This is a genomic window from Scandinavium sp. (genome assembly GCF_032012665.1).
GTDB lineage: Bacteria > Pseudomonadota > Gammaproteobacteria > Enterobacterales > Enterobacteriaceae > Scandinavium.
The window spans coordinates 98,243-108,529 of record NZ_DALZVG010000009.1; the positions used below are offsets into that span (position 1 = coordinate 98,243).

A 10,287-nucleotide genomic window follows, 5' to 3' on the forward strand; every position below is an offset into this window, starting at 1 on the left:
TCGCACCCCTCGCAATATTCTAAGAAAAAGGGCCAGCATTCGCTGACCCTTTGGCAATGATTTAAGACGATTATTCGTCGTCGGCGTCATCCGCCACGTCGTCGTCAGATTCCGCTTCAGGCGCGATCTCGTCGTCACCTTCGGCAACGGTGCCGTCGATAGCGTCGAGCTCTTCTTCGTCAACCGGCTCAGCCACGCGCTGCAGGCCCACCACGTTTTCATCCTCCGCAGTGCGGATGAGGATAACGCCCTGGGTGTTACGACCAACCACGCTGACTTCCGACACGCGCGTACGCACCAGCGTACCGGCATCGGTGATCATCATGATCTGATCGGTATCCACAACCTGAACCGCGCCAACCACGGAACCGTTACGCTCGGTCACTTTGATCGAGATAACGCCCTGCGTGCCGCGTGATTTAGTTGGGTATTCCGTTTCTGCGGTACGCTTACCGTAGCCGTTCTGCGTAACGGTCAGGATGGCACCTTCACCGCGAGGAATGATCAGCGAAACAACTTTGTCTTCACCCGCGAGCTTGATACCGCGAACGCCGGTTGCCGTACGGCCCATGGCACGCACAGCGCTCTCTTTAAAGCGCACCACCTTACCGGCGGCAGAGAACAGCATCGCTTCGTCGTTACCGTTGGTCAGGTCAACGCCAATCAGTTCGTCGCCTTCGTTCAGGTTCACCGCAATGATCCCGGCAGAACGCGGACGGCTGAACTCGGTCAGCGCCGTTTTCTTCACGGTACCGCTGGCGGTTGCCATAAAGACGTTGACGCCCTCTTCGTACTCACGCACCGGCAGAATAGCGGTAATACGCTCATCGGCTTCCAGCGGCAGCAGGTTGACGATTGGACGTCCACGCGCGCCACGGCTGGCTTCCGGCAGCTGATAAACCTTCATCCAGTACAGACGACCACGGCTGGAGAACAGCAGAATGGTGTCGTGGGTGTTGGCCACCAGCAGGCGGTCGATAAAGTCTTCTTCTTTAATGCGGGCGGCAGATTTGCCTTTACCGCCGCGGCGCTGGGCTTCGTAATCGGTCAGCGGCTGATACTTCACATAGCCCTGATGCGACAACGTGACCACAACGTCTTCCTGGTTAATCAGGTCTTCGATGTTGATGTCGGCGCTATTGGCAGTGATTTCAGTGCGACGCTCATCGCCGAACTGCTCGCGAACGAGTTCCAGTTCTTCGCGAATCACTTCCATCAGACGGTCTGCGCTACCCAGAATGTGCAGCAGTTCAGCGATCTGCTCCAGCAGCTCTTTGTACTCATCGAGCAGCTTTTCATGCTCCAGGCCGGTCAGCTTCTGCAGACGCAGATCCAGAATCGCCTGAGCCTGCTGCTCGGTCAGGAAGTATTTGCCGTCGTGGATACCGTACTGCGGCTCCAGCCACTCCGGACGTGCCGCATCGTCGCCTGCGCGTTCCAGCATCGCAGCCACGTTGCCGAGATCCCAGCTTTGCGCGATCAGCGCGGCTTTTGCTTCCGCAGGGGTTGGCGCACGACGGATCATCTCAATGATCGGATCGATGTTCGCCAGCGCGATGGCCAGCGCTTCAAGGATGTGCGCACGGTCGCGCGCTTTACGCAGTTCGAAGATGGTACGGCGAGTCACCACTTCACGGCGGTGACGCACAAACGCCGAAAGAATGTCTTTCAGATTCATGATCTTCGGCTGACCATGGTGCAGCGCAACCATGTTGATGCCGAAGGAAACCTGCAGCTGGGTCTGGGAGTAAAGGTTGTTAAGAACCACTTCCCCCACCGCATCACGTTTGATTTCAATCACGATGCGCATACCGTCTTTATCAGACTCGTCACGCAGCGCGCTGATCCCTTCCACGCGTTTCTCTTTCACCAGCTCGGCGATTTTCTCGATCAGGCGAGCTTTGTTCACCTGATACGGAATTTCATGCACGATGATGGTTTCACGACCGGTTTTCGCGTCGGCTTCCACTTCCGCGCGGGCGCGAATGTAAATTTTGCCGCGGCCGGTGCGGTAGGCTTCTTCGATACCACGACGACCGTTGATGATGGCGGCAGTCGGGAAGTCAGGCCCCGGAATGTGCTCCATCAGCCCTTCAATGCTGATGTCTTCATCATCAATGTAGGCGAGGCAGCCGTTGATCACTTCCGTCAGGTTGTGTGGCGGAATGTTGGTGGCCATACCCACCGCGATCCCGGACGAACCGTTCACCAGCAGGTTTGGAATTTTGGTTGGCATGACGTCCGGAATTTTTTCCGTGCCGTCATAGTTATCCACGAAATCGACGGTTTCCTTGTCCAGGTCAGCCATCAGCTCATGGGCGATTTTCGACATACGGATTTCCGTATAACGCATCGCCGCCGCGGAGTCGCCGTCAACGGAACCGAAGTTACCCTGCCCATCGACCAGCATGTAGCGCAGCGAGAACGGCTGGGCCATACGTACGATGGTGTCATACACTGCGGAATCACCATGGGGATGGTATTTACCGATGACGTCACCCACGACACGGGCGGATTTTTTATAGGCTTTGTTCCAGTCATTGCCCAGTACGTTCATGGCGTAAAGTACGCGACGGTGTACCGGCTTTAAGCCATCACGGACATCTGGCAGCGCACGGCCAACAATCACCGACATCGCATAATCCAGATAGGAGCTCTTTAGCTCTTCCTCGATGTTGACCGGTGTAATTTCTCTCGCAAGGTCGCTCATCTAACCGCTATCCCTCTACATGTTTCCCGGATTCAAAGGTCGCAAATTATAACACAGCAGACAGGATTGAGGTAAATCAATAGCACCCGCGCGGCGCTTTATTCGCGCCGGGGTGCTGATATACTCACAGGCCTGATAAGAAAAGGAGTCAATGCGCCCATGAATGCTGAAAAACAGCCGGTGGCTAACGTCGATCGCGACGAAATTGCAAAATTTGAAGCTGTCGCTTCACGCTGGTGGGATCTCGAAGGGGAATTCAAACCGCTGCATCGCATCAATCCGCTGCGTTTAGGCTATATCGCCACCCGCTCCGACGGTCTGTTTGGCAAAAAAGTGCTGGACGTAGGCTGCGGTGGCGGCATCCTCGCCGAAAGCATGGCACGGGAAGGCGCCGAGGTAACCGGGCTGGACATGGGCTTTGAGCCGCTTCAGGTCGCGCGCCTGCATGCGCTGGAAACCGGCATTCACGTGAACTATGTGCAGGAAACCGTCGAAGATCACGCGGCGAAACACGCGCAGGAGTATGACGTGGTCACCTGCATGGAAATGCTGGAGCACGTGCCGGACCCGCAATCCGTGGTTAACGCCTGTGCAAAGCTGGTGAAGCCAGGCGGCCAGGTCTTTTTCTCGACGATAAACCGTAACGGCAAAGCGTGGCTGATGGCGGTCGTCGGCGCAGAGTATGTGCTGAAGATGGTGCCGAAAGGTACGCATGACGTGAAGAAATTCATTAAGCCTGCCGAGCTGCTGAGCTGGGTAGACGACACCTGCCTTCAGGAACGCCACATGACGGGCCTGCACTACAATCCGGTGACCAATCACTTCAAGCTCGCACCGGGCGTTGATGTTAACTATATGTTGCATACAACCGCAAAAAACGTCTGACGTCATAAGTTATTTTTATAAAGTTTGCGCAGCATCCCGTTGCGCAAATCCTTCCCTCGTTGAAGAAATCAGCACTCGATCAAATTTTCATTTTTTTTTCTACATTATTGACATCACGTCCAGGCCTTACAGTTCGAGGACTTAGCCTTTTTCACGCTTTGACAACCTCAAGTTAACGTCAAAATCAACCCTTGTACTCAAATGAATCCTTACTAGAATACTCACCATATAGCGTTTAACTTATCGTACACCCCCAATATATAGTATTTATCCACAGAGTTAGTCACAGCGGCGTTCTGTGGATAAACGGGGGATATTTTTTCTTTCACGGACAGGTAAAAAGCACATGAATCAGAGTCTGATGGTGACTAAGCGTGATGGCGGGACCGAGCGTATCGATCTCGATAAAATTCATCGCGTGCTCGACTGGGCGGCCGAGGGGCTGAACAACGTTTCCATTTCTCAGGTTGAACTGCGCTCGCATATCCAGTTCTACGACGGTATCAAAACCGCCGATATCCATGAGACCATCATCAAGGCTGCTGCCGACCTGATCTCCCGTGACGCACCGGACTACCAGTACCTGGCCGCGCGCCTGGCGATTTTCCACCTGCGTAAAAAGGCCTACGGCCAGTTCGAGCCACCGGCGCTCTACACCCACGTCGTCAACATGGTAGAGCTGGGTAAATACGACAGTCATCTGCTGGAAGACTACACGGAAGAAGAGTTCAAGCAGATGGACGGTTTTATCGACCACTGGCGTGACATGAACTTCTCCTACGCCGCCGTTAAGCAGCTGGAAGGGAAGTACCTGGTTCAGAACCGCGTTACGGGCGAAATCTATGAGAGCGCCCAGTTCCTCTATATTCTGGTTGCCGCGTGCCTGTTCTCTAACTACCCGCGCGAAACGCGTCTGGACTACGTGAAGCGTTTCTATGACGCCGTGTCGACGTTCAAGATTTCACTGCCAACGCCAATCATGTCCGGCGTGCGTACCCCGACGCGCCAGTTCAGCTCCTGCGTACTGATTGAATGCGGCGACAGCCTGGACTCCATCAACGCCACCTCCAGCGCCATCGTGAAATATGTTTCCCAGCGCGCCGGTATCGGCATCAACGCCGGTCGCATCCGTGCGCTGGGCAGCCCGATTCGCGGCGGTGAAGCGTTCCACACTGGCTGTATTCCTTTCTATAAGCACTTCCAGACCGCGGTGAAATCCTGCTCTCAGGGCGGCGTGCGCGGCGGTGCGGCCACCCTCTTCTACCCAATGTGGCATCTGGAAGTGGAAAGCCTGCTGGTGCTGAAAAACAACCGCGGTACCGAAGCGAACCGCGTGCGTCACATGGACTACGGCGTGCAGATCAACAAGCTGATGTACACCCGTCTGCTGAAAGGCGAGGACATCACGCTGTTCAGCCCTTCCGACGTCCCGGGCCTGTATGACGCCTTCTTCGCCGATCAGGACGAGTTCGAACGTCTGTACGTGAAATACGAAAAAGACAACACCATTCGCAAGCAGCGCATCAAGGCCGTAGAGCTGTTCTCACTGGTGATGCAGGAACGTGCGTCCACGGGCCGTATCTACATTCAGAACGTCGATCACTGCAACACCCATAGCCCGTTTGACCCGGTCGTTGCGCCAGTGCGCCAGTCTAACCTGTGCCTGGAAATCGCCCTGCCGACCAAACCGCTGGACGACGTCAACGACGAAAACGGTGAAATCGCCCTGTGTACGCTGTCGGCGTTTAACCTCGGTGCGATTGACAGCCTCGACGATCTGGAAGAGCTGGCCATCCTGGCCGTCCGCGCGCTGGATGCCCTGCTCGACTATCAGGACTACCCGATTCTGGCCGCCAAACGCGGTGCGATGGGCCGTCGTACTCTCGGTATCGGCGTCATCAACTTCGCCTACTACCTGGCGAAGCACGGTAAACGCTACTCCGACGGCAGCGGCAACAACCTGACTCACAAAACGTTCGAAGCCATTCAGTACTACCTGCTGAAAGCCTCTAACGAGCTGGCGAAAGAGCAAGGCGCATGCCCGTGGTTCAACGAAACCACCTACGCTAAAGGCATTCTGCCAATCGACACTTACAAGAAAGACCTGGACGGGATCGTCAGCGAGCCGCTGCACTACAACTGGGAAGCCCTGCGTGAATCCATCAAAGAGCACGGCCTGCGTAACTCCACGCTCTCCGCGCTGATGCCGTCAGAGACCTCTTCGCAGATCTCCAACGCCACCAACGGCATTGAGCCGCCGCGCGGTCACGTAAGCATTAAAGCCTCGAAAGACGGTATCCTGCGCCAGGTGGTGCCGGACTACGAAAAACTGCAAAACGGCTACGAGCTGCTGTGGGAAATGCCGAATAATGACGGCTACCTCCAGCTGGTCGGTATCATGCAGAAGTTTATCGATCAGTCTATTTCGGCAAACACCAACTATGACCCGACGCGTTTCCCGTCTGGCAAAGTACCGATGCAGCAGCTGCTCAAAGACCTGCTCAATGCCTATAAATTTGGCGTGAAAACCCTGTACTATCACAACACCCGTGATGGCGCAGAAGATGCCCAGGACGACCTGGCACCGTCCATCCAGGACGATGGCTGCGAAAGCGGCGCATGTAAGATTTGATAATATTGCCCGGCGGCGCGTTGCTTGCCGGGCCTACGGTCTCTTGTAGGCCGGGTTAGCGAAGCGCCACCCGGCGTATAATACCAGGACAGGATCCCACTCATGGCATACACCACCTTTTCACAGACGAAAAATAACCAACTCCTGGAGCCGATGTTTTTTGGCCAGCCGGTCAACGTGGCCCGCTACGATCAGCAAAAATATGACATCTTCGAAAAGCTGATTGAGAAACAGCTCTCCTTCTTCTGGCGCCCGGAAGAAGTCGACGTTTCCCGCGACCGCATTGACTACCAGGCACTGCCAGATCACGAAAAGCATATTTTCATCAGCAACCTGAAGTACCAGACGCTGCTGGACTCCATCCAGGGCCGCAGCCCGAACGTGGCGCTGCTGCCGCTGATTTCCATTCCTGAACTGGAAACCTGGGTTGAGACGTGGGCATTTTCGGAAACGATCCACTCGCGCTCTTACACCCACATCATCCGCAACATCGTCAACGATCCGGCGACCGTGTTTGATGACATCGTCACCAATGAGCAGATCCAGAAACGTGCGGAAGGCATTTCCCACTACTACGATTCACTGATCGAACTCACCAGCTACTGGCACCTGCTGGGCGAAGGCACTCACACCGTGAACGGCAAAACCGTCACCGTGAACCTGCGCGAGCTGAAGAAAAAGCTGTATCTGTGCCTGATGAGCGTTAACGCCCTGGAAGCCATTCGCTTCTACGTGAGCTTCGCCTGCTCCTTCGCCTTTGCCGAGCGCAAGCTGATGGAAGGCAACGCCAAGATTATTCGTCTGATCGCCCGCGACGAAGCCCTGCACCTGACCGGCACTCAGCACATGCTGAATCTGCTGCGCTCGGGCCAGGACGACCCGGAAATGGCGGAGATCGCTGAAGAGTGCAAGCAGGAGTGCTATGACCTGTTCGTGCTGGCGGCTCAGCAGGAAAAAGAGTGGGCAGATTACCTGTTCCGCGACGGTTCGATGATCGGCCTGAACAAAGACATCCTTTGTCAGTACGTCGAGTACATCACCAATATTCGCATGCAGGCGGTGGGCCTCGATTTGCCATTCCAGACGCGCTCTAACCCGATTCCGTGGATCAACACCTGGCTTGTCTCCGATAACGTCCAGGTCGCCCCGCAGGAAGTGGAAGTCAGCTCTTATCTGGTTGGGCAGATTGACGCCGAAGTCGATGCCGACGACCTGAGCAATTTCCAGCTCTGATGAGCCGCGTAACCCTTCGCGTGACGGGCACACAGCTGCTGTGCCAGGAAGAACACGCTTCCCTTCTGGCGGCGCTGGAATCGCATAACGTTGCGGTGGAATTTCAGTGTCGCGAAGGTTACTGCGGCTCCTGCCGTTGCCGCCTGGTCTCCGGCCAGGTTGACTGGCTGATGGAGCCGCTGGCCTTTGTTCAGCAGGGCGAAATTCTGCCCTGCTGCTGCAAAGCGAAAGGCGATATCGAAATCGAGATGTGATGATGTCGGGCGGCGCTTCGCTGGCCTGACCTGGCAAGCCGCGCTTTACAGGTCAGACACAGTCACCACCCGACGCTTTTAGCGCTTCTCTTGCAAAAAACTCACTGCTTTATCCGGAAAATCCGTAAACAGCCCGTCCACGCCCGCCTGGTTATACAGCACGTCGTACAGCTGATTCACGTCCGTTGCATACTCCGGCAGCTGATCCGCACGCACGGTATACGGATGCACCTGCATCTTGCTGGCATGCGCCTCTTTAACCATTGCCGTAAGCTTCACGTGGCCCGGCGTGGAGCCCTCAGCCACCAGCATATGGTAATCCGGCCCGATGCCGTCCGCGTACTGTGCAATCTGCTTCATCGCGCCGGGCTTAAACATCCAGTCGTAGCTGTAGTTAATCCACTTCCCATCCGGCTGCTTCTCCTGGGTTTCATTCCAGTCGGTATAAGCAATCAGCTGCACCAGATTGAGATCCATCCCCATCTTCGGCTCCAGCTCGGTTTTAATGCGCTTCAGCTCAGCGGCATCAAAACATTGCAGATAGACCTTGTCCTCCTTGCTGCCGTAACCATACTGCTTCAGCACCGCCAGCGTTTTCGCCGCAATATCCTTGCCTTCCTGATGATGGAACCACGGCGCTTTGATTTCCGGATAGATACCAATATTTTTACCGGTTGAGTGGTTCAGCCCCTGAACAAACTCAATTTCCTCTTCAAAAGTGTGAATACGGAAATCAGACTTGCCCATCGGGAAGCGCCCCGGATAGACCTGCACCTTCTTGCCGTTTTCAATCTCAAAGCCCTCGGTAAACTTCAGCGAACGAATTTCCGCCAGCGTGAAGTCGATGGCGTAATAGCGGCCATCTTTACGGGCGCGGTCCGGGAAACGTTCAGCCACGTCCGTCACGCGGTCAAGATAATGGTCATGCAGGACGACCAGTTGGTCGTCCTTTGTCATCACTAAATCCTGCTCCAGATAATCCGCACCCTGCGCATAGGCCATCGCTTTCGCGGGGAGCGTATGCTCGGGCAGGTAGCCGCTGGCACCACGGTGAGCGATAACAATCTTATCGGCCGCGAGCGCAGAGCCCGTCATTAAACCGGCCAGCAGCAGGCCCGTTGCTAATTGCGTTAATTTCATCACAATGCTCCTTATTGTCGACGCGCCTGCATTTCCGCATGATGACGTTTCTCACCTGCCATCACCACCAGCAGTAAAATCACCGCCAGTACGCTACCGCCGATCATCACCATGAAACCGCCGTCCCAGCCGAAGAAGTCGACCGTATAGCCCACAATCGCGCTGGCCGCCACGGAACCGCCGAGATAGCCGAACAACCCGGTAAAGCCCGCGGCCGTACCCGCAGCTTTTTTCGGTGCCAGCTCAAGCGCATGCAGGCCAATCAGCATCACCGGACCATAAATCAGGAAGCCGATAACAATCATACAGGTCATATCCACGCCCGGATTACCCGGCGGGTTAAGCCAGTAAACAACGGTGGCGATGGTCACCAGCGTCATAAAGAACACGCCGGTTGCCCCTCGGTTGCCGCGGAACACTTTGTCCGACATCCAGCCGCACAGCAACGTGCCCGGGATCCCCGCATATTCATACAGGAAATAGGCCCAGGAGGACTTGTCCAGCGCGAAATGCTTCACTTCTTTCAGATAGGTGGGTGACCAGTCGAGGATGCCGTAGCGCAGCAGATACACGAACACGTTCGCCACCGCGATATACCACAGTAATTTATTGGGCAGCACGTACTGCATGAAGATCTGTTTTGCCGTCAGTTCTTCTTCATGCTTTTCGCTGTAGTCGTCCGGATAGTCGTTTTTGTACTCCTCAATCGGCGGCAGGCCGCAGGACTGCGGCGTATCGCGCATCAGGGCAAAGGCAAACAGCGCGACCAGAATCGCGCCGAAAGCCGGCATATACAGCGCCGCCTTCCAGTCGTTGAACCATGCCATCCCTAACAGGAACAGCAGCGGCGGCAAACCACCACCAACGTTATGCGCACAGTTCCATACCGACACAATGCCACCGCGCTCCTTCTGTGACCACCAGTGGACCATGGTGCGCCCGCACGGCGGCCAGCCCATCCCCTGGAACCAGCCGCAGATAAACAGCAGCACGAACATAACCGCAATGCTGGACGTTGCCCAGGGCACGAAGCCCATAAACAGCATCACCGCCGCCGCAAGAATTAGCCCGGCAGGCAGGAAAACGCGCGGATTTGAGCGATCGGAAACCGACCCCATGATGAATTTCGAAAAACCATAGGCGATTGAAATGCCCGACAGCGCAAAGCCTAAATCGCCGCGCGAGAAGCCCTGTTCAATCAGATAAGGCATGGCAAGGGCAAAGTTTTTGCGCACCAGGTAGTAGGCCGCATAACCGAAGAAGATCCCGAGGAAAATCTGCCAGCGCAGTCGGCGATAGTGCGCATCTATCTGCGCCTCAGGCAATCTCGCCGCGTGGGCGGCAGGTTTAAAAATACTGAGCATGGTAGCCTCCGTGGCCATCGTTATCAGATACAAACGTCTGAGAATTATCAGTAGCAGGGATGAGTCATC

The 10,287-nt window shown here is 55.6% G+C and carries 7 protein-coding genes; 4 read left to right on the top strand and 3 right to left on the bottom strand.

What is annotated here, in order from left to right:
- Nucleotides 1–70: 70 nt before the first annotated feature.
- Nucleotides 71–2,710, bottom strand: a complete 2,640-nt coding sequence (gene gyrA, locus RTU33_RS10195; RefSeq protein ID WP_312627092.1) for a DNA topoisomerase (ATP-hydrolyzing) subunit A — start codon at nucleotides 2,708–2,710, stop codon at nucleotides 71–73.
- Nucleotides 2,711–2,869: 159 nt separating this feature from the next.
- On the opposite strand from gyrA, the gene ubiG reads away from it, so the two are divergent.
- The 4 genes from ubiG to yfaE all read left to right on the top strand — a co-directional run bounded on the left by ubiG (nucleotide 2,870) and on the right by yfaE (nucleotide 7,714).
- Complete coding sequence (gene ubiG / locus RTU33_RS10200; RefSeq protein ID WP_312627093.1) at nucleotides 2,870–3,595, top strand: bifunctional 2-polyprenyl-6-hydroxyphenol methylase/3-demethylubiquinol 3-O-methyltransferase UbiG; 726 nt, start codon at nucleotides 2,870–2,872, stop codon at nucleotides 3,593–3,595.
- A 346-nt stretch (nucleotides 3,596–3,941) separates the two neighbouring features.
- Nucleotides 3,942–6,227 carry a class 1a ribonucleoside-diphosphate reductase subunit alpha gene (nrdA, locus tag RTU33_RS10205; RefSeq protein ID WP_312627095.1) on the top strand — a complete coding sequence of 762 codons (2,286 nt, stop codon included), beginning with the start codon at nucleotides 3,942–3,944 and terminating at the stop codon, nucleotides 6,225–6,227.
- A 102-nt stretch (nucleotides 6,228–6,329) separates the two neighbouring features.
- A complete protein-coding gene (nrdB, locus tag RTU33_RS10210; protein ID WP_312627096.1) occupies nucleotides 6,330–7,460 on the top strand; it encodes a class Ia ribonucleoside-diphosphate reductase subunit beta in 1,131 nt (376 codons plus the stop codon).
- On the top strand, nucleotides 7,460–7,714 hold the full coding sequence (yfaE, locus tag RTU33_RS10215; protein WP_312627098.1) for a class I ribonucleotide reductase maintenance protein YfaE: 255 nt from the start codon (nucleotides 7,460–7,462) through the stop codon (nucleotides 7,712–7,714). The genes nrdB and yfaE overlap by 1 nt, the downstream gene beginning before the upstream one ends.
- A 78-nt stretch (nucleotides 7,715–7,792) precedes the next feature.
- On the opposite strand, the gene glpQ is transcribed toward yfaE, so the two are convergent.
- The gene (gene glpQ / locus RTU33_RS10220) at nucleotides 7,793–8,854 is read right to left on the bottom strand and encodes a glycerophosphodiester phosphodiesterase (protein ID WP_312627100.1); all 1,062 of its coding nucleotides are present in this window, start codon (nucleotides 8,852–8,854) and stop codon (nucleotides 7,793–7,795) included.
- An 11-nt stretch (nucleotides 8,855–8,865) separates the two neighbouring features.
- Entirely contained in the window at nucleotides 8,866–10,218 is a 1,353-nt protein-coding gene (gene glpT / locus RTU33_RS10225; protein WP_312627101.1) for a glycerol-3-phosphate transporter, read from the bottom strand.
- Nucleotides 10,219–10,287: the final 69 nt, after the last annotated feature.